The 26463-nt window shown below is 63.3% G+C and carries 31 protein-coding genes and 1 tRNA gene; 14 read left to right on the top strand and 18 right to left on the bottom strand.

The window, feature by feature from the left end; genetic code table 11:
• Window positions 1-393: 393 nt before the first annotated feature.
• The 7 genes from RTCK_RS07965 to RTCK_RS07935 all read right to left on the bottom strand — a co-directional run bounded on the left by RTCK_RS07965 (window position 394) and on the right by RTCK_RS07935 (window position 5654).
• Complete coding sequence (locus RTCK_RS07965) at window positions 394-1278, bottom strand: 3-hydroxybutyryl-CoA dehydrogenase (RefSeq protein ID WP_142592405.1); 885 nt, start codon at window positions 1276-1278, stop codon at window positions 394-396.
• Window positions 1279-1400: 122 nt separating this feature from the next.
• A complete protein-coding gene (locus RTCK_RS07960) occupies window positions 1401-2330 on the bottom strand; it encodes an electron transfer flavoprotein subunit alpha/FixB family protein (protein WP_142522746.1) in 930 nt (309 codons plus the stop codon).
• Window positions 2331-2355: 25 nt separating this feature from the next.
• Window positions 2356-3105 (bottom strand): electron transfer flavoprotein subunit beta/FixA family protein, encoded by a 750-nt coding sequence (locus RTCK_RS07955; RefSeq protein WP_142522747.1) that lies wholly within the window; start codon window positions 3103-3105, stop codon window positions 2356-2358.
• A 132-nt stretch (window positions 3106-3237) separates the two neighbouring features.
• Window positions 3238-4005, bottom strand: coding sequence for a rhomboid family intramembrane serine protease (locus tag RTCK_RS07950; protein WP_142592404.1), 768 nt, complete (start codon window positions 4003-4005; stop codon window positions 3238-3240).
• 20 nt (window positions 4006-4025) lie between these two features.
• Window positions 4026-4598: a cob(I)yrinic acid a,c-diamide adenosyltransferase gene (locus RTCK_RS07945; protein WP_142592403.1), complete on the bottom strand. Its 573-nt coding sequence runs from the start codon at window positions 4596-4598 to the stop codon at window positions 4026-4028.
• A gap of 1 nt (window position 4599) precedes the next feature.
• Window positions 4600-4797: a twin transmembrane helix small protein gene (locus tag RTCK_RS07940; protein ID WP_052640291.1), complete on the bottom strand. Its 198-nt coding sequence runs from the start codon at window positions 4795-4797 to the stop codon at window positions 4600-4602.
• Window positions 4798-4820: 23 nt separating this feature from the next.
• Window positions 4821-5654, bottom strand: coding sequence for an SDR family oxidoreductase (locus RTCK_RS07935; RefSeq protein ID WP_142522750.1), 834 nt, complete (start codon window positions 5652-5654; stop codon window positions 4821-4823).
• Between the two features lie 86 nt (window positions 5655-5740).
• Here RTCK_RS07935 and RTCK_RS07930 point away from each other — a divergent pair, with 86 nt between their 5' ends.
• Window positions 5741-6667, top strand: coding sequence for a YihY/virulence factor BrkB family protein (locus tag RTCK_RS07930; protein ID WP_408004516.1), 927 nt, complete (start codon window positions 5741-5743; stop codon window positions 6665-6667).
• Here the strand turns inward: RTCK_RS07930 and gluQRS are convergent.
• The gene (gene gluQRS, locus RTCK_RS07925; protein ID WP_142522752.1) at window positions 6632-7513 is read right to left on the bottom strand and encodes a tRNA glutamyl-Q(34) synthetase GluQRS; all 882 of its coding nucleotides are present in this window, start codon (window positions 7511-7513) and stop codon (window positions 6632-6634) included. The two genes, RTCK_RS07930 and gluQRS, sit on opposite strands and share 36 nt — an antisense overlap.
• A gap of 46 nt (window positions 7514-7559) precedes the next feature.
• Here gluQRS and RTCK_RS07920 point away from each other — a divergent pair, with 46 nt between their 5' ends.
• Both RTCK_RS07920 and RTCK_RS07915 read left to right on the top strand, forming a co-directional pair.
• On the top strand, window positions 7560-8204 hold the full coding sequence (locus RTCK_RS07920) for a DNA-3-methyladenine glycosylase family protein (protein WP_142522753.1): 645 nt from the start codon (window positions 7560-7562) through the stop codon (window positions 8202-8204).
• Window positions 8205-8294: 90 nt separating this feature from the next.
• Window positions 8295-8852, top strand: a complete 558-nt coding sequence (locus RTCK_RS07915) for an HNH endonuclease (RefSeq protein ID WP_142522754.1) — start codon at window positions 8295-8297, stop codon at window positions 8850-8852.
• A 6-nt stretch (window positions 8853-8858) separates the two neighbouring features.
• Here RTCK_RS07915 and RTCK_RS07910 read toward each other — a convergent pair whose 3' ends face one another.
• The 4 genes from RTCK_RS07910 to RTCK_RS07895 all read right to left on the bottom strand — a co-directional run bounded on the left by RTCK_RS07910 (window position 8859) and on the right by RTCK_RS07895 (window position 10745).
• A complete protein-coding gene (locus RTCK_RS07910; RefSeq protein WP_142522755.1) occupies window positions 8859-9380 on the bottom strand; it encodes a disulfide bond formation protein B in 522 nt (173 codons plus the stop codon).
• Between the two features lie 481 nt (window positions 9381-9861).
• A complete protein-coding gene (locus tag RTCK_RS07905) occupies window positions 9862-10020 on the bottom strand; it encodes a hypothetical protein (RefSeq protein ID WP_185927944.1) in 159 nt (52 codons plus the stop codon).
• 10 nt (window positions 10021-10030) lie between these two features.
• The gene (locus tag RTCK_RS07900; RefSeq protein ID WP_142522756.1) at window positions 10031-10216 is read right to left on the bottom strand and encodes a hypothetical protein; all 186 of its coding nucleotides are present in this window, start codon (window positions 10214-10216) and stop codon (window positions 10031-10033) included.
• 226 nt (window positions 10217-10442) lie between these two features.
• Window positions 10443-10745: a DUF982 domain-containing protein gene (locus RTCK_RS07895; RefSeq protein WP_142592402.1), complete on the bottom strand. Its 303-nt coding sequence runs from the start codon at window positions 10743-10745 to the stop codon at window positions 10443-10445.
• A gap of 306 nt (window positions 10746-11051) precedes the next feature.
• Between RTCK_RS07895 and RTCK_RS07890 the strand changes: the two genes are divergently transcribed.
• Window positions 11052-11522, top strand: coding sequence for an Hsp20 family protein (locus tag RTCK_RS07890; RefSeq protein WP_142592401.1), 471 nt, complete (start codon window positions 11052-11054; stop codon window positions 11520-11522).
• A 5-nt stretch (window positions 11523-11527) separates the two neighbouring features.
• On the opposite strand, the gene RTCK_RS21170 is transcribed toward RTCK_RS07890, so the two are convergent.
• Complete coding sequence (locus RTCK_RS21170; RefSeq protein WP_408004515.1) at window positions 11528-11824, bottom strand: DUF6538 domain-containing protein; 297 nt, start codon at window positions 11822-11824, stop codon at window positions 11528-11530.
• A gap of 24 nt (window positions 11825-11848) precedes the next feature.
• Window positions 11849-11933, bottom strand: a tRNA-Leu gene (locus tag RTCK_RS07885).
• A gap of 223 nt (window positions 11934-12156) precedes the next feature.
• Here RTCK_RS07885 and RTCK_RS07880 point away from each other — a divergent pair.
• Window positions 12157-12834, top strand: coding sequence for a hypothetical protein (locus tag RTCK_RS07880; protein ID WP_235988611.1), 678 nt, complete (start codon window positions 12157-12159; stop codon window positions 12832-12834).
• Between the two features lie 102 nt (window positions 12835-12936).
• The gene (locus RTCK_RS07875; protein WP_142592399.1) at window positions 12937-14571 is read left to right on the top strand and encodes an AMP-binding protein; all 1635 of its coding nucleotides are present in this window, start codon (window positions 12937-12939) and stop codon (window positions 14569-14571) included.
• 8 nt (window positions 14572-14579) lie between these two features.
• Here RTCK_RS07875 and RTCK_RS07870 read toward each other — a convergent pair whose 3' ends face one another.
• From RTCK_RS07870 to secA, 3 genes are all read right to left on the bottom strand, one after another.
• A complete protein-coding gene (locus RTCK_RS07870; RefSeq protein ID WP_142592435.1) occupies window positions 14580-15854 on the bottom strand; it encodes a GNAT family N-acetyltransferase in 1275 nt (424 codons plus the stop codon).
• Window positions 15855-15856: 2 nt separating this feature from the next.
• A complete protein-coding gene (locus RTCK_RS07865) occupies window positions 15857-17269 on the bottom strand; it encodes a lipopolysaccharide biosynthesis protein (RefSeq protein WP_142592434.1) in 1413 nt (470 codons plus the stop codon).
• Between the two features lie 146 nt (window positions 17270-17415).
• Complete coding sequence (secA, locus tag RTCK_RS07860) at window positions 17416-20136, bottom strand: preprotein translocase subunit SecA (protein WP_142592398.1); 2721 nt, start codon at window positions 20134-20136, stop codon at window positions 17416-17418.
• A 249-nt stretch (window positions 20137-20385) separates the two neighbouring features.
• On the opposite strand from secA, the gene RTCK_RS07855 reads away from it, so the two are divergent.
• The 6 genes from RTCK_RS07855 to RTCK_RS07830 all read left to right on the top strand — a co-directional run bounded on the left by RTCK_RS07855 (window position 20386) and on the right by RTCK_RS07830 (window position 24419).
• Window positions 20386-21273, top strand: a complete 888-nt coding sequence (locus RTCK_RS07855; RefSeq protein WP_142592397.1) for a peptidylprolyl isomerase — start codon at window positions 20386-20388, stop codon at window positions 21271-21273.
• Window positions 21274-21330: 57 nt separating this feature from the next.
• On the top strand, window positions 21331-22572 hold the full coding sequence (gene argJ / locus RTCK_RS07850; RefSeq protein ID WP_142592396.1) for a bifunctional glutamate N-acetyltransferase/amino-acid acetyltransferase ArgJ: 1242 nt from the start codon (window positions 21331-21333) through the stop codon (window positions 22570-22572).
• Between the two features lie 8 nt (window positions 22573-22580).
• Window positions 22581-23351 (top strand): GNAT family N-acetyltransferase, encoded by a 771-nt coding sequence (locus tag RTCK_RS07845; protein WP_142592395.1) that lies wholly within the window; start codon window positions 22581-22583, stop codon window positions 23349-23351.
• Window positions 23352-23353: 2 nt separating this feature from the next.
• Entirely contained in the window at window positions 23354-23767 is a 414-nt protein-coding gene (mutT, locus tag RTCK_RS07840) for an 8-oxo-dGTP diphosphatase MutT (protein WP_142592394.1), read from the top strand.
• A 114-nt stretch (window positions 23768-23881) separates the two neighbouring features.
• Window positions 23882-24202 carry a hypothetical protein gene (locus tag RTCK_RS07835; RefSeq protein ID WP_142592393.1) on the top strand — a complete coding sequence of 107 codons (321 nt, stop codon included), beginning with the start codon at window positions 23882-23884 and terminating at the stop codon, window positions 24200-24202.
• A gap of 43 nt (window positions 24203-24245) precedes the next feature.
• Window positions 24246-24419 (top strand): Flp family type IVb pilin, encoded by a 174-nt coding sequence (locus RTCK_RS07830; protein WP_142522767.1) that lies wholly within the window; start codon window positions 24246-24248, stop codon window positions 24417-24419.
• Here RTCK_RS07830 and RTCK_RS07825 read toward each other — a convergent pair.
• Entirely contained in the window at window positions 24416-25306 is an 891-nt protein-coding gene (locus RTCK_RS07825) for a methyltransferase domain-containing protein (RefSeq protein ID WP_142592392.1), read from the bottom strand. The genes RTCK_RS07830 and RTCK_RS07825 overlap by 4 nt on opposite strands.
• Window positions 25307-25371: 65 nt before the next feature.
• Between RTCK_RS07825 and RTCK_RS07820 the strand changes: the two genes are divergently transcribed.
• Together RTCK_RS07820 and grxC are read left to right on the top strand one after the other, a co-directional pair.
• Window positions 25372-26145, top strand: coding sequence for a ComF family protein (locus RTCK_RS07820; protein ID WP_142592391.1), 774 nt, complete (start codon window positions 25372-25374; stop codon window positions 26143-26145).
• A gap of 59 nt (window positions 26146-26204) precedes the next feature.
• A complete protein-coding gene (gene grxC / locus RTCK_RS07815) occupies window positions 26205-26462 on the top strand; it encodes a glutaredoxin 3 (protein ID WP_142592390.1) in 258 nt (85 codons plus the stop codon).
• Window position 26463: the final 1 nt, after the last annotated feature.

Genomic DNA, 26463 nt, shown 5'->3' with positions numbered 1-26463 from the left:
ATCCGCCTTCACCCCCGAGGAATGCCGGAACTACTTCGAGGCCGCCGGATATGACCCGGACTAAGTCGAATCCGCTCTAGACCGCTGCCGCCTTTGGGCTATTCTTTTGGCGGTTGTGACGGCGGAAGCAGACGCGTGCTGCCACGTGCATCGGAGAGGATGGGCCGCTTCGACCAAGGCGAGGGCCTCGCCGTCTAACCGGAGGTGTGAGCTATGTGGTTCAAGCCATTTAGCATCACACTCACCATACGGAAAACCCGCACGAGCTGGCAGGCAAGCGTGCGGGTGCTATTCCGAAGGTGAGCAAGAGAGGCGGGCGAAAGCTCGCCTCTCCCTTCCTTATATAGTACCGGCGTCCGAAACCAGCAAGATCACGACATCGCCTGAACCAGATCAGCGCGTCGGCACGGGCGTTTCGCCGCGATAATCATAGAAGCCGCGGCCGGACTTGCGGCCGAGCCAGCCGGCCTCGACATATTTCACGAGCAGCGGGCAGGGGCGATACTTTGAATCCGCCAGTCCGTCATGCAGGACCTGCATGATGGAGAGACAGGTGTCCAGACCGATAAAGTCGGCGAGTTGCAGCGGCCCCATCGGATGGTTGGCGCCGAGCTTCATCGCCGTGTCGATCGCTTCCACCGAGCCGACACCTTCATAGAGCGTGTAGATCGCCTCGTTGATCATCGGCAGCAGGATGCGGTTGACGATGAAGGCCGGGAAATCCTCGGCGACGGTAATCGTCTTGTCGAGCGTCGCGACGAATTCCTTCGCCGTTGTGAAGGTTGCCTCTTCGGTTGCGATGCCGCGGACGAGTTCCACCAGCTTCATCACCGGTACCGGGTTCATGAAGTGGATGCCCATGAAGCGCTCGGGCCGATCCGTTGCCGAGGCGAGGCGGGTGATCGACAGCGACGAGGTATTCGTCGCCAGCAGCGCTTCCGGCTTCAGGATCGGGCAGATCTGCGCATAGATCTTGCGCTTGACGCTCTCGTCCTCGGTGGCGGCCTCTATGACGAGGTCCATCGGCGCCAGATCGTTGAGATCGGCGGAGCCGGTTATGCGCGACAGTGCCGCCTTCCGGTCCTCGTCCGACAGCTTGCCGTTCGTGAACTGGCGGGCAAGATTGCCGTTGATCGTGGCAAGGCCGGCCTCGATCCTCTCCTTCGAGAGGTCGTAGATGTTGACCTTGTAGCCGGCGATGGCGGAGACCTGGGCGATGCCGCAGCCCATCTGCCCCGCCCCGATCACGCCGATGTTCTGAATTGTAGCCAAACCCATGGATCTACTCCCCGAGGCGTCCGGCGGCGCCCGTAGTGATGCCGGTCCCCGCGGAACCGGCATGCCGTTGTTTCGGCCGACTGGCCTCAGTTCTAGCGTTTTTCGCAGGTGCGAAGCAACGCTTAAAGCGCCTTTTCGAGTTCCGGCAGGATTTCGAAGAGGTCGCCGACGAGGCCGTAATCGGCCACCTGGAAGATCGGCGCTTCCTCGTCCTTGTTGATGGCGACGATGACCTTTGAATCCTTCATCCCGGCGAGGTGCTGGATGGCACCGGAAATGCCGGCTGCGATGTAGAGATCGGGCGCGACGACCTTGCCGGTCTGGCCGACCTGCCAGTCGTTCGGGGCATAGCCTGCATCGACGGCGGCACGCGAAGCCCCAACGGCGGCGCCGAGCTTGTCGGCGACCGGCAGGATGACCTCGTTGAACTTCTCGGCCGACCCGAGGGCACGGCCGCCGGAAATGATGATCTTGGCGGATGTCAGTTCCGGGCGCTCCGACGAGGCGATTGCATCGGATACGAAGCTGGACAGACCGGGATTGGCCGCTGCCGAAACGGTCTCGACCGAAGCCGAACCGCCTTCGCCGGCGGCGGAGAAGGCTGCGGTGCGAACGGTGATGACCTTCTTGGGGTCGGTCGACTGCACCGTCTGGATCGCATTGCCGGCATAGATCGGCCGCTTGAACGTGTCCGGCGAGATCACTTCGATGATTTCCGACACCTGCATGACGTCGAGCAGGGCGGCCACGCGCGGCATGACGTTCTTGGCCGATGCCGTCGCCGGCGCAATGATCGTGTCGTAGCTGCCGGCGAGCGAGACGATCAAGTCCGCCAGCGGCTCCGCCAGGTTGTTGGCGAGATCGCCGCTGTCGGCGAGCAGGATCTTCGATACGCCGTCGAGCTTGGCGGCCGCATCGGCGGCGCCCTGTGCGCCGGAGCCGGCGACGAGGACGTGGATGTCTCCGCCGATAGCCTTGGCTGCGGTGAGCGCCTTGGCGGTCTGGTCGGAAACGGAGGTGTTGTCGTGTTCTGCCAGAAGAAGAATGGCCATGATGTTGTCTCCCTGATCTTCCGACTTAGAGCACGCCGGCTTCGGTCTTGAGCTTCTCGACGAGTTCGGCGACGGTTTTTACCTTGATGCCTGCCTTGCGACCGCCCGGCTCCTCGGTCTTCAGAACCTTGAGGCGCTGTGCGGTTTCGACGCCGAAATCGGCCGGCGACTTCTTGTCGAGCGGCTTCTTCTTGGCCTTCATGATGTTCGGCAGCGAAGCGTAGCGCGGCTCGTTGAGGCGCAGGTCCGTGGTGACGATCGCCGGAAGTTTCACCTCGATCGTCTGCAGGCCTCCGTCCACTTCGCGGGTGACCTTGGCGGCACCCTCTGCGACTTCGACCTTCGAGGCGAAAGTCGCCTGACCCCACTTCAGGAGTGCGGCAAGCATCTGCCCGGTCTGGTTGGAATCATCGTCGATGGCCTGCTTGCCCATGATGACCAGACCGGGCGCTTCGGCTTCGGCGACGCCCTTGAGGATCTTGGCCACGGCCAGTGGCTCGACCGTGTCGTCCGTTTCGACGAGGACCGCCCGGTCGGCACCCATGGCGAGTGAGGTGCGGAGCGTTTCCTCGGCCTTGGCCGGGCCGATAGAGACCACCACGACTTCCTCGGCCTTGCCGGCTTCCTTCAGCCGCAGGGCTTCCTCGACGGCGATTTCGTCGAAGGGGTTCATCGACATCTTGACGTTGGCGAGTTCGACGCCCGTCCCATCCGGCTTGACGCGGATCTTGACGTTGTAGTCGACCACTCGCTTCACAGGCACCAGGATCTTCATGGGGTCCTTCCTTGACTTGTCGAGCCGCAAGAACGCGGCCTCTCCCGTTCTTTCTCTAGTCGGTGGGCGACATGGATACCCATTTTTCCCGCGAATACAACGTGGTTTTGGGCCGCATGTCCTGCCCTTTCGTCATATCCCTATGACGTCCGTCTGTCTCGGTCGCGAGCCGGCGGACGGGACGCTCGTCCTTGTTTCCATAGCCTTCGGCAGAACAACCTGACGGTCGAACAGAGGCACACCCTTTCGCCGGAAGAAGATGACCAGTATCGCGCCTGCGAGGATGCCGCCTACATGGGCGCTCCACGAGACCATGCCTTCCATGTCGAGCGCGAGCATCGCGAACTGCTGGAGGAGCCAGAGCGTCAGCGGAATGAAGGCGGGGAGCGGCAGCGGGATCCGGAACAGCACCAGCACCCAGAGCCGGACGCGCGGATGCAGCATGAGATAGGCTGCGACGACGCCCGATATGGCGCCCGATGCGCCGATCAGCGGTCCCTCCGAGACGGGCGCTATGACGGCATGCAGCATTGCTCCGGCGGCTGCGCAGAGAAGGTAGAAGACCAGGAAGCGCCAATGTCCGAGCGCGTCCTCGACATTGTCGCCGAAGACCCACAGGAACAGCATGTTCGAAGCGAGATGCCAAATGTCCAGGTGCAGGAACGCATAGGTGAGGTAGGTCAGGCTCTCCGGCACCAGGACAAGTCCCGGATCGAGATAGGCATGATCGTAAACAACGGCCGGGATGAAGCCGAGCCCCAGTGCAGCCAATTCGCCCACCATTTCCGGTGCCACGGCGGTGAAGGCCCATATCACGGTATTGAGAGCGATCAGGCCGATCGTCACGTATTGGACGCGGATATGCTTGAGCGTATTGGCGTCATGCAGCGGGATGAACATCGGCCGTCTCACCGCTCCCGTCAGCGGTTCTTGCCCGGCACCCACAGCACGTCGGCGCGGCCGTCATCGTTGGCGTGGCGGGCCGCGACGAACAGGAAGTCCGACAGCCGGTTGATGTATTGCAGCGCAGGCTCCGCCACGCCCTCGCGCCGCGACAGTTCCACCATCAGCCGTTCGGCCCTCCGCGCCACCGTGCGCGCCAGGTGCAGGGCGGCCGCAGCCGGGGACCCGCCGGGCAGCACGAAGGAGCGCAGCGGCTCGATGACGGCATTGAGTTCGTCGATCTCCCCTTCTATCCGCGTCACCTGTGCCGGTACGACGCGCAGAGGTTCGTATTCCGGGTTTTCCGGCACCTCGGGATTGGCAAGGTCGGCGCCGAGGTCGAAGAGATCGTTCTGGATTCGGGCGAGCATGGCATCGAGCTTCTCCATCCCCGAGGTATGGAGCCGAGCCATGCCGACGGCCGAGTTCGTCTCGTCGACGGTGCCGTAGGCCTCGACGCGCAGGTCGTGCTTGTCCCGCCGCGGGCCGCTCACCAGCGAGGTCGTGCCCTTGTCGCCGGTGCGGGTGTAAATTCGGTTGATCCTGACCATGTTACCTGCCGCCGCCGGTGATCCAGAGGGTGAGCATGATGAGCACGATGGCGACCGCCTGGAGCATCAGCCGCAGTTGCATCAGCTTGTTCGACTTGTTGGCGTCGGTCCCCTTCATCATGTTGAACAGGCCTCGGATCAGGACCAGGACGACAAGTCCCATCACGATGACGGTGAGGATGGTGGTGAATGTGGACATTTGGATCTTGGGCCTTTTCGTTGTCAGTCCAGCCTGCGCATCAGTCGGTAGAAGAGATCGGCCGGGAGGAGCCGCTTGAGCAGGGCTCCCTGCTTGGCAGGTGTCGTGACCAGATAATGTGGTTTTGGGCGGGAGGCGGTCAAGGCATGCCGCAGCACCTCGTGGACCGCTTCGGGGCCGAGTCGGTGCCGGTTCCTCGGCCCCTGGCCGGTGAGGCGGGCGAGCTGCCGCTTGTATTCCTCGGCATGCGCCGAGTTCTCCAGATCGATGTGCTCCTCGATCTTCGCCAGCGCATTGGCGGTGAAGCGCGATGCGATCGGGCCGGGCTCGATCAGGCTGACATGGATGCCGCTCCCCTGCAGTTCCATCCGCAGCGTCAGCGTCAGGCCCTCCAGCGCGTATTTCGAGGCGGTATAGGCGCCGCGATAGCGATAGGGAAGGAGTCCGAGGATGGATGAGCAGTTCACGATCCGCCCATGGCCCTGCTCGCGCATGGGCGGGATGACCTGGCGGGTCAGTTCATGCCAGCCGAACAGATTGGTCTCGAACTGCTCGCGCAGCACGTCGGTTGCGATGTCCTCGACCGCACCGGGCTGGCCGTAGGCGCCGTTGTTGAAGAGGGCATCGATCCTGCCTCCCGTCCGTGTCCGGACGGCATCGACCAGGGCGGCAATCGTGTCGCTCTTCGTGTAGTCCATCAGCAGGGTCTCGATCCCCTCGGCCTCCAGCCTGGCCAGGTCTTCGGTCTTTCGTACCGTCGCGAAGACCCGCCAGCCTTCGGACTTGAGCGCGCGGGCGCAATGGGCGCCGATGCCGGAGGAGCAGCCGGTGACGATGATGGTTCGGGGGTGCGGCATGAAAGGGTCCTGTACAAGGTGCCCGTGCATCCCATATTTCGGAGGCAGTGACAACGGAGCCGGTTTTGGCCGAGAAGAAGAGCAGGATCCGCGGGCTGGGGCTCGCCTACAAGGTTGCCTATGACGCCTACTGTCACTTCAATGAGGACGACGGGTGGGCGATGGCGAGCCATGTCGCCCTATCCGGCCTGCTCGCCCTCTTTCCGTTCCTGATCTTCGGGACGGCTCTCGCCGGTCTCCTGGGAGCAGACACGTTTTCGGAGACGGCGGTGCATCTGCTGTTCGATACCTGGCCCGAGGATATCGCCGAACCGCTCGCGGCGGAGATCCGCCAGGTGCTGACCATTCCGCGCGGCGGCCTGCTGACCGTCTCGGTGCTCGCGGCGGCCTATTTCGCCTCCAATGGCGTGGAGGCTTTGCGCGTATCGCTGAACCGTGCCTATCGCGTCACCGAGACACGCTCCTGGTATGTCACGAGGCTGGCGAGCCTCGGCTATATGCTGGCGGCGGCAATCATCTTCGCGTTCATCAGCATTCTGCTGGTCGCCGTCCCCGTCGCCCTGCACTATGCGGAGCGGTTCTTTCCGTGGCTGGAGGACGTGTTGCGGGCGGCCTCCGACTGGGGCGTGTACGGCACCGTCATCGTGCTGATGATCGGCCTCATCCTGTCCCACAAATGGCTGCCGGACGGGCAGCGGCGCATCATCGACGTGTTGCCGGGAGTCGTGGTCACCCTGGTTTTCTGGACCATCGGTGCGTTGATCTTCGCCTCCTACCTCGCCACCTTTGCGAACTATGCAGCCACCTATGCGGGGCTCGCTTCGGTGATGATCGTGCTCGTCTTCCTGTACATGGTCGGCGTGATCTTCATGCTGGGCGCAGAGATCAATGCCGCGCTGATGAAGTACCGCGTCTATTCCGTTGTCGTGCATGCGCGCCGCAGGCGCAACAACAGAGAGAGCCGCATCAAGGATGCCTCAGAGCCCGATCCGTCGGCGAATCTCGGCAGTTGAGACGCCGGCCTCCCGGAGTGACGCGAGCCCGGTCGAGCGCTCGCTCTTGGAGAGCTTCCGACCGTCAACGCCCAGGACCAGCCGGTGGTGGTGGTAGATTGGTTCCGGCAGGCCGAGCAGTTCCTGCAACAGCCGGTGGACGGAGGTCGCATGGAAGAGGTCCAGGCCGCGTACGACGTGGGTGATGCCCTGCAGCGCATCATCCACCACGACCGACAGGTGATAGCTGGACGGGGCATCCGAACGCGACAGGACGACATCGCCCCAGGCGGATGGATCAGCCCTTTCGGTTTTCGCGTCGGCTCCGCCGGTCTCCTGCCAGTTCAGAGGCTTCCCGACGAGGGTCAGCGCCCTGGCCATGTCGAGGCGCCACGCGTGCCGGACTCCGTCCGCCAGCAGGCGCCGGCGCTCCGCCGGGCTTCTTTCGCGGTCTTCGCCGGGATAGTGCGGCGAGCCGTCCGGGTCGCGGGGCCAGTATCGCCCTTGCGCCCCATGGGCGGCGACGATCGATTTCACTTCGCCGCGCGTCATGAAGGCGGGATAGACGAGGTCCATTTCCTTCAGCCGCTCCAGCGCCGCAGCGTAATCGGCGAAATGCTGCGACTGGCGCCGGACGGGTTCCTCCCATCGCAGCCCCAACCATGCGAGATCTCGATAGATCGCCGCTTCGTATTTCGGGGTGCAGCGGGCGCCGTCGATGTCCTCGATGCGCAGGAGGAATCGTCCGCCGCTTGCCTGCGCCATGTCGTGATTCAGGACGGCGGATAGCGCATGGCCAAGGTGCAGGAGGCCATTGGGACTTGGAGCGAAACGGAAGACGGGTCTTTGACCGGGTGTCGCAGGCATGGTTTCTTCTGGCACGAAAATTCACATCCGGCCACAGGGAGAAGACATGCGGATCATCCGAGACGCCGAGGATGTAGGAGCTGGCCTCACGATGCTCGCAGCGGCGGACCCCCGGCTCGTGCCCGTGATCGCGGTCGCGGGACCCGTCCCCTTGCGGCTCATGGAGCCGGGGTTTGCCGGCCTTGCCTTCATCGTCGTGTCGCAGATGATCTCCAAGGCAAGCGCTGCCGCGATCTGGAATCGCATTTGTGCGGCAGGCCCCGCCACGGCGGAGGGCTATCTCCTCCATGACCCCGACCGCATCGCCACCTTCGGCCTGTCGCGCGCCAAGGCCGCCACGCTTCACAACCTCGCGAGGCTTGTGGCCGATGGCGATGTCGACCTTCACGGCCTGGCGCAGGCCGAGCCCGAGGCCGCGATGGCGCAACTGACGGCGCTTCCCGGGATCGGGCCATGGACGGCGGAAGTCTATCTGATGTTTTGCGGCGGCCACGCGGACGTTTTCCCGGCAGGGGACGTCGCCTTGCAGGCTGCCGCCGCCGCTGCCTTTGGTCTGCCGGAAAGGCCATCGGCGCGGGAGCTTTCGGAGGTCGCAGCCGCGTGGCGCCCCTGGCGATCGGTCGCGGCGCGTCTTCTTTGGGCCTATTATTCCGCTCGCCTTCGCAAAGATGTTGCCCCAGTTGTAGTTTAAACTCCGTTCCTCATTGTTATTTCTGCTTCACAATTCTGTGGCAACGGACGTAATATAATTCTGCAGATGCCGAATCGGTAAGGAGTACCCTTGACGATTGCAGTCTCTCCCCAGGCCTTGCCGGCGCTCGTGCTGAATGCCGACTACAGGCCGCTGAGCTATTATCCCTTGTCGCTGTGGTCCTGGCAGGACGCGATCAAGGCGGTATTCCTCGACCGGGTCAACATCATCGCCGAATACGAGCACTCGGTCTCCTCGCCCAGCTTCTCCATGCGTCTGCCGAGCGTCGTCAGTCTCAAGACCTATGTGCAGCCGACCCGTCATCCGGCTTTCACCCGGTTCAATGTCTTCCTGCGGGACCGGTTTGAGTGCCAGTATTGCGGCTCCCGAGACGAACTGACATTCGATCATGTGATCCCGCGGGCGCATGGCGGCCAGACGACCTGGGAGAACGTCGTAGCGGCCTGCTCTCCCTGCAACCTGCGCAAGGGCAGCAAGCTGCCGAAACAGGCGGGGATGTTTCCCAGCCAAAGGCCCTATCCGCCCACGGTGCAGGATCTCCACAACAACGGCCGGCTCTTCCCGCCGAACTACCTGCATGAAAGCTGGATGGACTATCTCTACTGGGATACCGAACTGCAGCCCTGAGGCCGTTCAGGCCGCTTTTCTCGTCGCGCCGAGGAAGGCGAGGGCGGCCAGAATGATGCTCGCGATCACGTTCCAGCCCGCAAACGATAGGCCGAGCACCCGCAGGGAAGCCTGCGTGCACGAAGGGCCATGGAAGGCATTGAGGTCGTCCAGGAGGCTGCCGGCATTGGTGGTTATGCCTGGTGAACTCGTGGCACAGGTTGCCGGGCCTTCCCAGAAGCCCCATTCAACGCCTGCGTGATAGACACCCATTCCCGCGCCGACCAGCATCATGATGCCGACGAGCACGAGCAGACTGCGGCTCACCCAGGCGGGCAGGCGAAACATGCTCGCCAGAATAGCGGCGATGCCGACGGGGATACCGTAGTAGTAGGGATCGCGCTGCAGAAGGCAGAGTGCGCAGGGGATGTAGCCCCCGATATGTTCGAAGGCGAGCGCGCCGCCCACGGTGGCTACCATGCCCAGGGTCACCGCGGAAGCAGCGATCACACCATGTGGAAGGGCAGGGGAGCGTTGTTCGGATGCCATGCACGTCTCCGGGGCCGGAAGCCAATCAGCGTCGACGCTCTCTAGAACATCAGGCGTGACGGCGCAATTCTCCCGTGTCGGCGCATGTTATCCGCGCCCCATCTTCGTGAAACGGTTTCCGGATGTGGAGGACCCGGCAGGTGATGCTCCGTGCCGGCGCCTAAGGTTCTCGATGATCCGAATAAATCAATCGGTTAAGCTTCCTTATCTGTCTCGCTCTGTAGCACCTCCCTCTAGCAAACTTAAGAGGAACGACGCCGGTGCTGCGTTGGCGAGTAGTGCGAGGAGCCACAGCAGGCCGAGAAGTGAGCAGCCGGAATAGATGCCTTGCGCGATGAAGTATTCGGCTTGAGACATCCCGATCTTGTTCCGCAGAGCGGCCATGTGAGCTGCCGATGGAACGATCGCGAGAGCCGTGGTCAGAAGGCAAGGAACTGAGTGACCTTGATGATCATCTTTAGGTCTGCTGTCTGCTCTCTGGTTAGGTGCGGCGTGTTTCCAAGTAGTGCCATAGACCCGCTGTGATCGCACCAGCGGCAATGCAGATGGCAATACCTATCGGCGTGTTCCCTCCGGCATATCCGAATGCAGCGCCTAAAATGACACCCCCGAGAATGCCCCAGATCAGCTTTCCAGCCATGATGATCTCCTCAAGTTGTGGACGAACCATCTGCCACGGCAATTTGATCATTTCTGGACAGAGGACAGGTAACGCGTGCCAAGTTAACGTCCTGCAAGGCGGCAGTGTCGGAGGCAAAGCCGATTCTCGCCGCCAAATAACCTGCTTCTATCCAGACGATCTTGACGTGAGCTGATTGCTTGATCTTGTAACGCAAGAGGCGGTCCAAAGTGGAGCGCCGTTAGCCGCAACGTTCATCTGAACGTGTTTTCAATCACGCATTGAATGGTATTGGAGAGCCGTCACGGGGAGGAATGCTGGAAGGCGCTTCGAGCTACCGTGAGGACGCCTTCCGCGATCGGTTCTCCTAAGCTCCACCGATGGCTTCGATAAGCCGTCTCAGAGGACTAGGTTTGCCAACAATGGGAGCCTCAACAAGGGCCTCAGAGTGCTGCCCTGACGCTGCCGCCAACGGACTTGATCATCCATGGCTGTACGGCTGGTGCCTTAGCGAGAATGCCCTTTTTCTTCGCAAAAGCGCGGATCGCATCGCGAGCTGCCCTAAGAGGTTTTAGACCGTCATGCGCCATGTAGCAGGTCTTTAGTGCCGCCTCATGAACAAGATCACGCTCCCGTTCCGGCCAGTCCTCCAGAAAGTCGATGGCCTCCTCGACTGCAACAATCTCGCGAACGAGATCTTTGCGTTCTTTCAGATAGACAGGACGATCGAAAAGCTTCGAGATCATTTCTACCTCACTGACTCTGTTGGTGATCAACAAGGAAGGCGCTGCGTCAACGCCGATCGATCATGTGGTTCGTCGCACCTTCTCGTTCAAGTCGTGCGACCTGTTGCGGCCAGCCGCGCGATCGTTGTCAAAGAGGACCATTCCGGTGCGTGATCGCGAGGGAGTAAAATCCTGATCGAAGGATCTTGAACAGCCAATTTCTGCCAACCAGATTAATCGCATCGGCAGCCTTATAGGGGCCGATAAGCCGGAGACGCAGGTTTCGGTGGCGTCTCCAATCCATGTTGCTTTACGGAGGATATGGTAATGAGAACGGAACTTGATTTCGCACCCCTGTTTCGGTCCAGCATTGGCTTCGACCGTGTCTTCAATCTCCTCAACAACGCGCAACGCCTTCAGGCGGTTGATCTCTGGCCACCTTATGACATCCTCAAACTTGGTGACAACCAGTATGAGATCACCATGGCAGTTGCGGGCTTCGCTCAAAGCGACCTCGACGTCACTCAGGAGCGCAACGTCCTGATCGTCAAGGGCGGCAAAGCAGAGAAGAAGGAGGGAGAGTACCTCCACCGGGGCATCGGCGGGCAGTCGTTCGAGCGCCGCTTTGAATTGGCTGACCACGTTCACGTCGAGACGGCAACTCTTTCCGATGGGCTCCTGCGAATTGTCTTGAAGCAGGAGATCCCGGAGGCGATGAAACCCCGGCGGATCCAGATTGGAGCTACCTCGGAGACAGCCCCGCCGTTGCAGATCGAAGCCGATAAACACGTGGCCTAACTGGTTCACATCTCCGGTGCTGAGAGAAAGTTCGGAAACGGGGCCCGCTTCGCGCGGGCCCGCAGTACCCCCCTTCGCCTCTCATAGGTACATTGGGCCGCCTCGAAACTTTTTCTCGGGCTCAGGGACCTCCAGATTTCTCGGCGTCCGAACGACCCAACAATGTCAGCAGGTACAGGAGCGCGGAGGTAGTAGGTGCGGCCTCTCAGGGCTAACCAAGGATAAGATGTCACGTCGTCTTTGCCTTCGCTGTAGCAGTTTGCTGTAGCAGAGGAAGACTTAAGCCCTTGATTTTCCTTCATGTCCTTGAATAACATAAAGAATTTTGGTGCCCCGTGCCGGAATCGAACCAGCACTCCTTTCGGAACCTGATTTTGAGTCAGGCGCGTCTACCAATTCCGCCAACGGGGCACGGAAGGTATGGGAAGGCGTCTATCATGGGCGTGCATCGCCGCGCAAGGGAGGAAGTCGCTGGCGAGGAGGCCTGCTGTCCGCATCCGGCACACCGGCCCTGGCTTCGAGGATCCTCTTAACCATCCCCGAGTGGCGGAGCCGCCGGCCGAAACATTCCTGCTTTTCTTCAGTTTTCATTCCTGCCCGCCATGATGTGCGGGCTTTACGTGGAGGAATGAGCATGACGACAAGAAGAAGAATGCTACTCGTCACCGCCTGCCTTGTCCTGCCGGCGCTGGGGTCGGCGGGCGCGCAGGAGACGGGCCTATCGGTCGGCGGCGTGAGCGTTGGCGTCGATACCAGTGATGGTCTGGGCGTCGGAGCCTCGGTCGGCGGCGCCGGGGGTATCAATGCGGATGCAACGGTCGGGGGCAGCGGCGGTATCGCTGATGTCGGTGCATCGGTGGGTGGAGCGGACGGCGTGAATGCCGACGCGAATGTTGGTGGTAGCAGCCTTGCTGACGTCAACGCATCGGTCGGCGGGGCCAGCGGTTTGAACGCCAACGTGAATGCCGATGTCAGCGACGGCGTGGATGTCGGTGCCACGGCTTCCGTCGGCGGGGCCAGCGGGCTCAATGCCGGTGCCGGCGTGGGTATCGGCGGCGGGTCGGGCGCCGGCATCGACGCGAATGTCGGCATCGGCGGGGCAGCGCCCGGTGCGGGTGGTCCCGGCGCAGGCGGTCCTGGCGCGGGCAGCTCCAGCCCTGGTCTTACCCCTGCGCAGCAGCAGGCCTTCAACGCCATGTCGGATACGGAGAAGGCCCGCCTCCTCAACCGCTGCTCCGACCTGCTCGCCGGCGGTACCGATGCGGAACTGGCGGCATTGTGCCGGATGCTGCGGATGACCGCGCAGCGATAAGGCAAGAGGCATGATGATGGGCCGGGGGAGCAGCCATGGCTGCTCCTTGTGGCCGGCCGCCGCCGGTGGTAGCAGAGCGCAACGCTGAAAGCGAAACCTTGCATGCTGCTTCCCGCCCGATCCTCCTATCCCGATACCTTGCGCCATTTCGAGTGGCAGATTCCTTTCGTCTTCAACATCGGCGAAGTCGTAAGCGATGCCTGGGCCGCGAAGGAGCGTTCGCGCGTCTGCCTGCAGCGTTTCAGCCCGGACGGCCGGCATCTCCAGATGACCTATGGCGAGCTCTCGGACCGATCCTCTTCCCTCGCAAACGGCCTACGGTCCCTCGGTGTTCGTCGTGGAGACCGCGTGGCGCTGTTGCTGCCGCAGGGCTTCGATACCGTGGTCGCGCACGTCGCCATCTACAAGCTCGGCGCCATCGCGCTGCCGCTGGCGCTGCTGTTCGGGGAGGAGGCGCTGGAGTACCGGCTCCAGGCATCCGGCGCATGTGCCATCGTCACCAATGCCTTCGGGCTGTCGCGGCTCGACGCGATTGGCGATGAGCAGCCGGCCCTGCAGCATGTCCTGCTGACGGAACCCGTGCGAGCTGGCGACGGGTGCATATCCTTCCACGACCTCATCGCGCAGCAGCCGCCATCGTTCGAGGCGGTGCAAACCGGCCCGGATGATCCGGCCCTCATGATCTTCACATCCGGCACCACCGGGCCGCCCAAGGCTGCCCTTCACGGTCATCGGGTCCTGGCGGGTCATCTTCCGGGTTTCCAGTTCGGCCACGACTTCGCGCCGCAGGATGGGGACCGTATCTGGACACCGGCCGACTGGGCCTGGGCGGGCGGCCTCCTGAACGTGCTCCTGCCCGCGCTGATGCTCGGCATTCCGGTCGTGTCCTCGCCGGCCCAGAAGTTCGATCCCCACATGGCTTTCCGCATCATCTCCGAGATGGAGGTGCGCAACGCCTTTATTCCGCCGACGGCGCTCCGCCTCATGAAGGCGGTGGAGAACCCGCGTCTCCGCTACGGCTTTCGGCTGCGCACCGTCGCCTCCGCCGGCGAATCGCTGGGGCGCGACACCTGCGAATGGGCGCGGGAGGCGCTGGGCGTTGCTGTCAACGAACTCTACGGGCAGACGGAATGCAATTTCGTCCTCGGCTCCTGCGGCGCGCTCGGCGTCAGCCGCCCGGGATCGATCGGGCGGGAAGTGCCGGGGCATGTGGTGGAGGTTCTCGACGAAGCCGGAAACAGCCTCCCCGCCGGAGCCGTGGGCGAGATCGCGGTCAGGAGTCCGGACCCGGTGATGTTCCTCGGCTACTGGAACGATCCCGATGCGACGGCGGAGAAGGTCAGGGACGGCTGGCTGCGGACGGGAGATCTGGGCCGCAAGGATTCCGACGGGTTCATCGCCTTCGTCGGACGCGACGACGATGTCATAACATCCTCCGGCTACCGTATCGGCCCCGGCGAGATAGAGGATTGTCTTGTTGGGCATGCCGCCGTCCGACTCGCTGCGGTCGTGGGAAAGCCTGATCCGCTGCGCACGGAGATCGTGAAGGCCTTCGTCGTCCTTCAGGCCGGATACCTGCCGAGCGAAGAACTTGCGGCCGAACTTCGCGACTGGGTGAAGCACCGGCTGTCGATGCACGAATATCCGCGCGAGGTAGCGTTCGTCGACGAACTTCCCCTCACCACGACAAGCAAGGTGATCCGCAGGCTGCTTCGGGAACGTGCAGCAGCGGAATGAGGTGAGCCTTAGCCGGGCCTGCCCGCGATCGACAGGATCTTCTGCCGCAGCAGGCGGGCCATGTTGCGGGTGCTTTTGTACATATGGAGCTGTGCCGCGACCTGCCGGACGTCCCGATCGGTATTACTCGCAAGCCCGATGACCAGGGTGCCCATCTCTTCCCGTTCACGCCAGAAGCGGCTCATGATCGGATGGTCTTCCCTGGCGCAGGAATCGGTGCGCAGGATGTTGGCGTCGTCGAGATGCCATTCGGTCAGCTTCATCATCAGCAGCTTGCCCGGCGACCATTTGGCGAAGGTCTCGTCATAGGCGGTCTTCCAGGTATATGCCTCACCCGCCATGACGAAGACGATCACAGAGGCGATTGCGCGACCGTCGAGGTCCAGCGTGTGGATGCGCACGGCATCGATCTCGGCAAGATTTGTAATGGCTTCGCGGGCAAAGGCCGCGCGGTAGCGGTCGCTGATCAGTGCGGATCGCTTGCGCCCCTTCCATCCCCCCGCCTCCAAGGCAAGGAATTCCTCCATCCGAAGCCTGACCTCTTCCGGCTGGCGCGCGACGCAATATTGGAGCTGGCCCTTTTCCGCGAGCTTGCGCCACTGGCGCCGCATCTCGCCATAGTGATGCGACGAGATTGCCGTCCGAAGATAGGTCTCGGCAGGCGCGAGGCTTTCCAGCATCGGCCGGACATCCCGTTCGGCCAGCGTCAGCGGCAGGTCCCGCCCCACCGCGACGGCGCGGGCAAGCTGTGCGAACCGTCCGTTGATGCGCACTTGTGGCAGAACGAGAACGGAGGGTAGGTGCATGTCGTGCCTGCCCAGTGCCTCCAGCAGGTTGTCGATCGTTTCGGCCGCGTCCTCCGCGTCCACCAGCGGCGTACCGAGCGGACCGAAGGGATTGGCCCAGGCCCGTGTGATTGCGGGGCCAACGGAGAAACCGGGCTTCTCGATCGTGAAGGGCATCAGAAGCCGCATCCGGCTGTGAGTCCCGCTTTCGTCGCGGATCACTGCAAATTGCACATGCCGGTCGTCGATCCGCGGCATGGCGGGCGCAAGCAGCCGCGCGCTGAAGAAGATGTTGGGCTCCATCGCGCGATTGGTGAGGAATTCCAGCTCCTGCTGCAGTTCATAGCCGAGGGCCGCAGAATAGAGGCAGAGTTCGCGTCCGGGACGTCCCACCTCGGCTCTCTTCTCGGCCTCGGGACGGGAAGCCCCAAGTGCGGGCGCCAAGGGCGGCGGCCAGGACTCCGTTGCGACCTGGCGATTGTCGGGAGGTACCGCCATCGTCATTCAGCCTTTGCCTGCGGGAGGACGGGATTTGCGAGGGCGAACATGGAAAATCCGAGCGTGCGCCGGAGGGCGACATGCAGCAATACGGCCTCCAGCATCATCGCACAGGCGGTTGCCGAAGCCGCGCCGGCCAGTCCGAACCGTGGGATGAGAATGATGTTCAGGATGATGTTCGTGAGCAGGATGATGCCATAGAGCAGCACGCAGAGGTTCTGGCGGCCTGCCATGCTGAGGAGGACTTCTGCAGGCCCGACGAGCGACTTGGCGAGGATGCCGGCGAAGAGGATGGGCAGCAGCCAGTATCCCACGGTGAAGGCGGGGCCGAAGAGCGCCAGCAGGTGTTCGCCGACGAGCAGGATCGCGAGGCCGATCGCCAGCGCGGGCCAGAAGCTCCATCGTGCCGTTTGGCCGGCGAAGGCCGACAGAGCGGCAGTCTCTCCGCCGGCCAGCATGGCGGAGAAGCGGGGGCCTGCGGCGGCCTTGACGGCAAAGGCGACGAACTGGACCAGCACGATCGTCTTGGCCGCGGCGAAGTAGACTGCGACCTGGTCCGGCGGCAGGTAAAGGCCGACCACGACGACGTCGGCATTGGTCACCAGGAAGCCTATCCCGTCGATCAGGAAGACCGGCAGCGAATAGCCGAACCAGTCTCCGGTGCGCAGCCGCAGCGGGCCGCGGCCATAGGTGCGCCGCAGACGGCGGCGCAGCCGGACGTACTGCAGCAGCGTCGTCACATAGGTGGCGGCAAGCGCCGCCTCCATCGCCGTCACCGCCGTGTCCGGCGCCCCGAGCCGGACCGCGCCGATCATGAAGAGCAGGATCAGCGTCGGGCGGATCAGGAAGGTGGGGCTGAGCGCCGTCACGGTCCATCCGCTCGCCCTGGCGGTTCCGTCGAGGACGTCTCCCAGCGCGATCATCGGCAGCGTGAACAGCGCCAGGAACAGCGGCGCAAGCCAGTAATCCTCGAAGGAGCCGGCGAACAGGCGCAGGAAGAGCAGCCCGAGCAGTGCCAGGATGCTCGCGGAAAGCATGGAGAAGATGCGGGCGGTGAAATGCAGCCCGCGGGCCGAAGCAAGGTCCCCCTCCGCCTGGTGCTGAGGCAGGAACCGGATGATGGAGGTATGGAAACCGAGGCAGGACAGGTTGCCCGCCAAGACGACGATCACCCAGACGAAGGCGAAGATGCCGTATTCGAATTCGCCCATCATCCGCGCGAGGACGACCTGGGAGATGAAGGCGATGGCGGCGCTGACGACACGGATGGCAAATGCTGTGAGCGCCTGCCGCTGCGCGCGGGCGGTTTCGCTGTCGGAAGCACCCGAGGAGCCAAGCAGCCGGTCGACGAGGGGCCGCAGCCTGGCGCGCAGGCCCGGCGGCAGACATCTCTCCGCTGTCTCGAGAACCGCCATGATCGGCACGCTATACTCACATCAACCGGATACGGAACGCCCATCCTGCCACGACAGGGTTAACAATCCTTTGGGAGCGCGCCGTACTTCGTCGGCAACGAAAAATGCCGCCCGGAGGCGGCATTCAGAAGTCTATCCCAGCGTTCTCAAACCTGCTCGAAGGCGCCGTGGCAGTGCTTGTACTTCTTGCCCGAGCCGCAGGGGCAGGCCTCGTTGCGGCCCACCTTGCCCCAGGTCTCCGGATTACCGGGGTCGCGATCATCGGGCGGTACCTGCAGGCCGGAATCATTGCCGCCGGCGAAGTCGTCGTCACCGGTGGAGGCATCGATATGATGCGGCTCCATCACGGGAGGGGGCGTCGGTGCCGGCTGGTCCTCGCGCACCAGTTCGACGCGCATCATCTGCGCGGTCACGGCCTCGCGCAGGTTGGCGAGCAGCGCCTGGAATAGCTCGAACGCCTCCGACTTGTATTCCTGCAGCGGGTCGCGCTGGGCATAGCCGCGGAAGCCGACGACGGAACGCAGGTGATCCAGGTTGACGATGTGCTCGCGCCATAGATGGTCCAGCGTCTGGAGCACGATGGAGCGCTCGACATAGGTCATGATGTCGGCGCCGAAGCGCTCGGCGCGGTCTGCGGCAGCCTTGTCCGCCGCCTCGGTGATCCGCTCGCGGATATCGTCTTCGCCGATCCCCTCTTCCTTTGCCCAGTCATCGACGGGCAGGTCGAGGTTCAGCAGGCGCTGCACCTCGTTCCTCAGCCCGGCCGTATCCCACTGCTCCGCATAGGCGCGCTCGGGAATATGCTTGGCAACCATCACCTCGATCACCTCGTTGCGCATGTCCGCAACGATCTCCTTGAGGTCGTCTGCATCGGCGTCCATCAGCTCGATGCGCTGTTCGAAGATCACCTTGCGCTGGTCGTTGGTGACGTCGTCGTACTTCAGGAGGTTCTTGCGGATGTCGAAGTTGCGGGCCTCGACCTTGCGCTGCGCGCGCTCCAGCGCCTTGTTGATCCACGGGTGGACGATCGCCTCATCCTCCTTCAGCCCAAGCTTCTGCAGCATGCCGTCCATCCGGTCGGAGCCGAAGATGCGCATCAGGTCGTCCTGCAGCGACAGGTAGAACTTCGAGCGGCCGGGGTCGCCCTGGCGGCCGGAACGGCCGCGCAACTGGTTGTCGATGCGGCGGCTTTCGTGACGTTCCGTGGCGATGACGTAGAGCCCGCCGGCGGCGAGTGCCTTTTCCTTGAGCTGCCGGACTTCCTCGCGTACCGAGGCTTCCTTCGCGTCACGCTCGGGGCCGGGTTCCATGCCTTCGAGCTCCCGCTCCAGCCGCATGTCGATGTTGCCGCCGAGCTGGATGTCCGTGCCGCGGCCCGCCATGTTCGTGGCGATCGTGACGGCACCCGGAACGCCGGCCTGGCTGACGATATAGGCTTCCTGCTCGTGATAACGGGCATTCAGCACCTGGAACTTGTCGAAGCCGGACTGCCGCAGCATGTTGGCGAGCAGCTCCGACTTCTCGATGGAGGTCGTGCCAACCAGAACCGGCTGGCCACGTTCGTGCGCGGCCTTGATCTCGGCGATGATCGCCTTGAACTTCTCGTCGAAGGTCCGGTAGACCTCGTCATCCTCATCGATGCGCTGGATCGGCAGGTTGGTCGGAACCTCCACGACTTCCAGCTTGTAGATGTTGCCGAATTCCTCCGCTTCCGTCGCAGCCGTTCCGGTCATGCCGGCCAGCTTGTCGTACATACGGAAGTAGTTCTGGAAGGTGATCGAGGAGAGGGTCTGGTTCTCCGGCTGGATCTGCACCTTCTCCTTGGCTTCCAGTGCCTGGTGCTGGCCTTCCGAATAGCGGCGGCCCGGCATCATGCGGCCGGTGAACTCGTCGATGATGACGATCTCCCCGTTGCGGACGATGTAGTCCTTGTCGCGGGTGAAGAGCTTGTGGGCCTTCAGCGCGTTGTTGATGTGGTGGACGATGGCGACGTTCTCGACGTCGTAGAGGCTTTCGCCCTTCAGCAGGCCGGCCTGACGCAGCAGGTTCTCCAGCTTTTCTGTGCCGACCTCGGAGAAGTTGGCGGAGCGCTGCTTCTCGTCGATCTCATAGTCGCCCTCGTCCAGCATCGGGATGAAGGCATCGATCGTGTTGTAGAGTTCGGAGCGGTCGTCCAGCGGACCGGAGATGATGAGCGGCGTGCGCGCTTCATCGACCAGGATGGAGTCCACTTCGTCGACGATGGCGTAGTTGTGACCGCGCTGCACCATCTGGCCGCGGTCGTATTTCATGTTGTCGCGGAGGTAGTCGAAGCCGAGTTCGTTGTTGGTCGCGTAGGTGATGTCGCAGGCGTAGGCCGCGCGGCGCTCCTCGTCGCTGAGGCCGTGGACGATGACGCCGGTGGTGAGGCCGAGGAAGCCGTAGAGGCGCCCCATGGTGGCGGCATCGCGGCGAGCCAGGTAATCGTTCACGGTAACGACATGCACGCCCTTGCCGGCAAGGGCGTTGAGGTAGACGGCGAGTGTCGCGACCAGCGTCTTGCCTTCGCCGGTCTTCATCTCGGCGATCGCGCCGTCGTGAAGGATCATTGCACCAGTGAGCTGCACATCGAAGGGGCGCATGCCGAGAACCCGTCGCGAAGCTTCGCGAACGACGGCAAAGGCGGGAACGAGAATGTCGTCGAGGCTCTTTCCGGCCGCAAGCTGTTGGCGGAATTCGGCCGTCTTGCCCGCCAGTTCGGCGTCGGACAGAGCCTTCGTCTTCTCCTCGAGGGCGTTGACAGCATCGACGCGGGACTTGTAGGAGCGGACGCGGCGCTCATTCGCCGAACCGAAAAGTTTGCGGGCCAATCCGCCAAAGCTGACCATCCGAATGGTCCTTTCTGATTATACGTACTTGTGATCGCAGGCCCGCCGGCGGCTCTGCAGAACCGTCAAAATCGCCCGCTACGCCCGGAAAGTCATCTGGACGCAAAGTTGCGTGACAGATAAGAGGGGGGTCGATTGATGTCAACGGTAACGGCCGATACACAAAGGCCACATTCCGATGTTTCTGAAGGCTTTCCGGCCCGGGTCAGGCACTGCCGAGACCGGCTAACATTCTTGAAAGGTGACTTGATGCTGCGCCACAAACTTCTCGCAACGGCCGCCCTTGCCGTCGCGCTTTCCCTCGGTGCTTCCGCCTTCGCGCAGGAAGACGCCGTGGTCGCCAAGGTCGGCGATCTGGAGATCCGCCAGTCCGAACTCGATCTGGCCGTGGCCAATCTCGATCCCCAACTGCAGCAGCTTCCGGACGAGCAGAAGCGTGTCGCGGCCCTGTCCGGCGCCATCGACGTGAAGCTGCTTGCCCAGGGCGCGGTGGAGGAAGGTCTCGGCGAGACCGAGGACTTCAAGAAGCGGATGGACTATATCAAGGATCGCGAGCTGCATAACTCCTACTTCCGCAAGCATGTAGTCGATGCCGTTACCGACCAAGAGGTCAAGGCACGCTACGAGAAGGAGATCGCGGCCCTGCCGAAGCAGGAAGAAGTGAATGCCCGCCATATCCTCGTGAAGACCGAGGAAGAAGCCAAGGCCGTCATCGCAGATCTCGATGCGGGCAAGGATTTCGCCGAACTGGCGAAGGCCAAGTCGGAAGATTCCAACAAGGACGACGGCGGCGACCTCGGCTGGTTCTCGAAGGGTCGCATGGTGCCGGAATTCGAGGAGGCAGCCTTCGCACTGGAGAAGGGGGCCTACACGAAGACCCCGGTCAAGTCGCAGTTCGGCTTCCATGTCATCAAGCTCGAAGACCGCCGGGACGTGCAGCCGCCGGCTTTGGATCAGGTGGAGCCGCAGGTCCGCCAACTGGTGATGCGCGACAAGTATCTCGCCCTGATCGAGAAGGCGAAGGCCGAGCAGACCGTCGAGATCGTGGACGAGACGCTGCGCAAGGGTTATGAGGACGTCAACAAGGCGCCCGAAGCCGATCCCGCAGCGGGTGAGGCACCTGCGCCCCAGCAGTAATTCTTCAACAAGGGCCCGGTTTTCCGGGCCCTTCCATATTCAGTCTGGATGCTTCCGATGTCCGCTTCCGTCTCGCCGCTCGCTCCGAAATCCTTCCCCAAGATGCCGCCCATCCGCGGCCTGCGCATGGCGACCGCCGCCGCCGGGATCAAGTACAAGAACCGCACGGATGTCCTGCTGATGGTGTTCGAGCGGCCGGCGGCGGTGGCAGGCGTCTTCACGCGTTCCAAATGTCCCTCCGCGCCGGTCGATTTCTGCCGCGCCAACCTGCCCCACGGCGTGGCGCGGGCGGTGGTGGTGAATTCCGGCAATGCCAACGCCTTCACCGGGATCAAGGGCAGGGCCGCGACGGACCTCACGGCAAAAGCGGCGGCGTCTGCCGTGGGATGCAGCCAGAATGAAGTCTATCTGGCTTCGACCGGGGTGATCGGCGAACCGCTCGACGCCGGCAAGTTCGCGGGCGTCCTGGGCGACATGAACGGCCGGGCCCAGCCGGATTTCTGGCTGGAAGCGGCCAAGGCGATCATGACCACCGACACCTATCCAAAGGTCGCAACACGATCCGCGGCCATCGGCGGCGTCACCGTGACGATCAACGGCATTGCCAAGGGCGCCGGCATGATCGCGCCGGACATGGCGACGATGCTCTCCTTTGTCGCAACCGACGCTGACATTGCGCCCGACGTGCTGCAGCAACTGCTGTCGGCCGGCGTCGGTCCCACCTTCAATTCCGTAACGGTCGACAGTGACACGTCCACGTCCGATACCCTGATGCTCTTCGCCACCGGCGCCGCCGCGGTCGATGGCCAGGCCAAGGTCACCTCTGCCGAGGATCCCGCCCTGGCCGATTTCCGTACTGCCCTGAACGACCTCCTGAAGGACCTGGCGCTACAGGTCGTCCGCGATGGGGAAGGTGCCCGCAAGATGGTGGAGGTCACGGTAACGGGCGCCGAGAGCAACGCTGCCGCAAAACGGATCGCGCTGTCCATCGCCAATTCGCCGCTGGTCAAGACGGCGGTGGCGGGCGAGGACGCCAACTGGGGCCGGGTTGTCATGGCCGTCGGCAAGGCCGGCGAGCTGGCCGATCGGGACCGGCTCGCCATCTGGTTCGGGGACGTTCGGGTGGCCGTCAACGGCGAGCGCGATCCGGACTATTCCGAAGCGGCGGCCAGTGCGGTCATGAAGGAAGAGGACATTCCCGTCCGTGTCGACCTCGGCCTGGGGACCGGCCGTGCCACCGTCTGGACCTGTGACCTCACCAAGGAATATGTCGCGATCAACGGCGACTACCGGAGCTGATGCAGACGATGCAGGCAACGTCCCCCGGCGGCAATCTGCCGCTCGTGCGAAGGCTGGAGGCCGTGGGCTTCCGGGCCTGGCCTGCTGCAACCGTCATCTATGACGGCAGCTGGCAGATCCGCCTGTCCGGTGGGCATCCTTCGAAGCGACTGAACTGCGTCGTTCCGCTCGATCCTTCCGATCATCGCGACCTCGCGCTGCGCCTGGAAAAGGCGCGTAAGCGCTTCCACAGCTACGGAAGGCCGCTGACGTTGCGCGAAACGCCGCTCGCTCCCCCGCAGCTGATTGACCATCTTTCGCAGCAGGGCTGGTCTCGGTTCGAGACGGTGAAGGTACTCACAGCCAATCTGGCGCAACTGGAACTGCCGGAAACGCTGGATCGTCTGCCCAGCCACGACATCGGCCGCTTCATCGACGTCAGCCTGTCGCTTGCGGGCGAGGACCCCGGCCTGAAGCCGGCGCTGGCCGAGGTGCTGACCGCCATCAAGCCCCCGACCGGACTGTTCATGATCGAAAACGCAGAGGGTGCGCCGCTGGCCGTCGCCCTTTGCGTCCAGGACAACGATCTGGCTGGGGTGCTCGGCTTCAGCGTTTCGGCGGGCCAGCGACGGCAGGGGCTGGGGACGGAAATACTCTCGTCCGCCCTGCGCTGGGCCCGTATCAGCGGCGCCCGAACCGCCTGGCTGCAGGTGGTGACCGACAACGAGCCGGCCCTTGCGCTCTACCGCAAGTTCGGCTTCCAGGACGCCTACGAATACCACTACTGGCGGGAGGCTTGACCATGGAAACCCAGCAGAGGCGCATGCTGCTCGTCGCTGCCTGCGCCCTCGTGGATTCGGACAACCGCATCCTGCTGGCCCAGCGGCCGCAGGGGAAAGAACTGGCGGGCCTCTGGGAATTCCCCGGCGGCAAGGTCGAGCAGGGCGAGACGCCGGAGGAGACGCTGATCCGCGAACTGCAGGAGGAGCTCGGGATCACCACCAGGATTCCATGCCTGGCACCGCTGACTTTCGCCAGCCACACCTATGAGAGCTTCCACCTGCTGATGCCGCTCTATATCTGCCGGCGCTACGAGGGCATTCCGGTGGGACAGGAAGGTCAGGCGATCAAATGGGTCCGCAGCCGCGACCTTCGCAACTACCCCATGCCGCCGGCCGACGAGCCGCTGATCCCCTTCCTCCAGGACCTGCTGTAGATCGGAAGCAACAACTGCAGCAAACCGTCAATCGGCGTTAACAGATCGTTTATCCAAATCCGCTAGTCTCGGAGCTCACCAAGGCAGTATTTGCGTCGATGAGGCTTTGCGACAATGGACGAGGAATTGTGGAAGACTGTGCGCGTCCGGAAGCGGGCAACGTACAGGTCCGGCAAGACCGGCGCCCTCAATATGGCCCTTCTCTTCGGGACCGCGGCGATCGCGCTATCCCTGATCATCACCCCCATGCTGGCCGAGACCGATGACGCCCGCCGGCTCGCCCATGTCCAGGAGGAGTTCGACCGCATCACCACCGGTTCGATCGCTCCGGCGGAGAAGGGTACCAAGCACTACACCATCCGCCGCAGCATCCTTCAGGAGACGCCAGGCTCCGTCTGCATCATCCAGCCCTACGACATCGACAAACGCTGCTGAACCCATGTCTCATGAGGAGACCTTGCCGAAAGGAGAAATTCGCATGCGTCTTCTCTGGTCGCTGTCGCGGCGCACTGACGGTGCCACGGCCATCGAATACGGATTGATTGCCGCAATTATCGCCGTCGTGCTGGTCGCAGGTTTCGGCGGACTGTCCGATAGCCTGGTGGACGTCTTCGACACGATCGAAGGTTATCTCACCGACGCAATGAGCTAGGAACCGCCGGCGTCATCGTCTCGTGGTGCCCGCAGGGCATCCGCCAGCCGCATCTTTGCCGAGCCGGGCTTCAACGGCTGCTGCTGGCTCTCGTGCGGCGCCCAGCCGGAAGCGTAGATGACCGAGAAGGTGGCGCGGATGCGCCCGTCGGGATCGGCGTAGCGTTCGGCGTAGAGCTCGGCTGCCCGGACGAAGAAGCGCTGGCTCATCGGAATGCGGCTGCGCCCGACCAGCGGATTGGCCATGCCCATCGCGCGGATGTCCCGCATCAGCGGAAATAGGGAATCGTAGCGGACCGTATAGGTCTCGACATCGACTACGGGCAGGGCGAAGCCGGCCCGTTGCAGCAGCGAGCCCACGTCGCGAACATCGGCAAACGGGATCACGCGCGGGCTGGCTCCCCCTGTCAGTTCTGCTTCGGCGGACAGCAGAACATCACGCAATTCCGCCAATGTGCCGGCGCCGGGGATCGCTGCCATGAACAGGCCGTCCGGCTTGAGCGACCTGCGGATGCGCACCAGTGCGCCGGGTATGTCGTTCACAAGGTGCAGCGACAGCGGCGAGAGAACGAGGTTGACCGAGGCCGGCTCGATCGGAACCTCCTCGAGAGGGGCGACCGTCAGGTCCTCTCCCGGCCGGGCAAACATGCTGCTGGTCTCGATCCGCCGGAGGCGGGTGATCTTGCCGGTCTGCGATGCCATCCTTGCGGCGGCGCCTGTTCCGCCATGCAGCTCGACCGCGTCCTCGAAGTTCCGCTCCACCACGGAAAGGCGCTCCGCCAGTTCCTTTGCCACCAGGTCGATCAGGAAGGAGGCGCCCTTCTCTTGTTTCCGGAAGGCCCGCTCGCGCCGCGCCGCCGCCAATGCCTGATCGAATATCGTCTCCATGGGAGCATCTGCCTTCTCAAGAATCCGATTGCGCAATGGCGCTCCATCGAGCCTAATGTCAATCCATGGCAGCAGACCCGCCGCTCATCCGTACTCTGCTAACGACGCGGCCTTACGACTGGTTGCAGCGGTTGGGCGACCTCGTCTATCCGGCTACGTGTCCCGGCTGCGGGATACTGACCGGCGGGCACAGCGGTTTCTGCCCGAACTGCTGGACGGAGATCCGTTTCATCGAGCGCCCCTATTGCGAGGTGCTGGGTATCCCCTTTTCCTACGATCCCGGGGAGGGCATGGTCTGCGCCGATGCGATCGCCGATCCGCCGGTCTTCGACCGGCTGCGCTCGGTCGCGATCCACGAGGGGCCTGTGCGCCATCTGGTGCACGGCCTCAAATACCGCGACCGCACCGACCGTTCGGCGATGATGGCGCACTGGATGCTGCGGGCATCTCACGGTTTCGTCGCTGGTTGCGATGCGGTCGTGCCGGTGCCGCTGCACCGCTGGCGGTTCGCCAGCCGCAGGTTCAACCAATCCGCCGAGCTCGCGCGGCACCTGGCGCGGCTCTCCGATCGGCCCTTCCTGCCGAGCACGCTCGTCAGGGTGAAGAACACCTCCCGGCAAGTTGGCCTTACCGCCCGGGGCCGCGTGGAGAATGTCCGGGCGGCTTTCAAGGTGGTGCCGGGGCGGGAGACCGATGTGGCCGGCAGGCACATCCTCCTGGTGGACGACGTGTTCACCACCGGTGCCACCGTCTCTTCGGCGACCCGCGCCTTGAAGAAGGCAGGTGCTTCCGAGGTCACCGTTTTGACCTTTGCAATGGCCATTTCCGGGCCTATATGAGGGCCGAATGGCAGTTCAATGCGCGGTTCTTTCCCGCCCAGCCGCGCCAGGAGAAGTTCATGGCAGACGTCACCATCTATACCCGCCAAGGCTGCGGCTACTGCTCGCGTGCCAAGGCCTTGCTTCAATCGAAGGGCGTCGACTTCATCGAGCATGATGCGACCTCTTCCCCGGACCTGAGGCAGGAAATGATCGGCAAGGCGAATGGCCGGTCGACCTTCCCGCAGATCTTCATCAATGGCGAGCATGTCGGCGGCTGCGACGATCTCCATGCGCTGGACCGGGCCGGCAAGCTCGATCCGATGCTGGCAAACTGAG

Source organism: Pseudorhizobium endolithicum, from assembly GCF_902153245.2.
GTDB lineage: Bacteria > Pseudomonadota > Alphaproteobacteria > Rhizobiales > Rhizobiaceae > Neorhizobium > Neorhizobium endolithicum.
Note: the sequence above shows the minus strand (reverse complement) of the source record. Positions and strands in the feature narration are given on the sequence as shown.